The organism is Mesorhizobium sp. M7A.F.Ca.US.005.03.1.1, from assembly GCF_003997975.1.
Classification (GTDB): Bacteria; Pseudomonadota; Alphaproteobacteria; order Rhizobiales; family Rhizobiaceae; genus Mesorhizobium; species Mesorhizobium ciceri.
On the sequence record NZ_RZRO01000232.1, the window covers coordinates 1 to 397 of the forward strand.

Here is a 397-nt window from a genome sequence, read left to right on the forward strand (position 1 = left end):
GGTCGGTCAGCGTGCCTTCCAGCCCATAACCGACCTCGATGCGCATCTTGCGGTCGTTCGGGGCAACCAGCAGCAGCACGCCATTGTTCTCGCCCGCCTGGCCAAGTTTCCAGAAGCGGAACAGCCGATTGGCGTAGGGCTCGATCTCCTCGCCATCGAGGCTGGGAATCGTCGCGACGACGATCTGGTCGGAACCTTTCGTCTCGAAGTCGGCGAGCTTCCGCGTCAGCGCCGTCTTGGTCGCGGCGTCGATGATGCCGGCATTGTCGATGACACGGCCGGTCAGCGCCGGCAAGTCGGTCGCGTAGGCCATGACGCAGGAGAACAGCACGACCGCAGCAATCAGGACGGCCGAGGCGAGGCGGTCGCGTTTCGACAGGCTGATGCTGGATACCAT

The 397-nt window shown here is 64.0% G+C and carries 1 protein-coding gene; it reads right to left on the bottom strand.

Annotated features, from left to right (window positions below; translation table 11 throughout):
* On the bottom strand, positions 1-313 hold a 313-nt coding region (locus EN990_RS35300), incomplete at its 3' end, for a TPM domain-containing protein (protein ID WP_245469249.1).
* Positions 314-397: the final 84 nt, after the last annotated feature.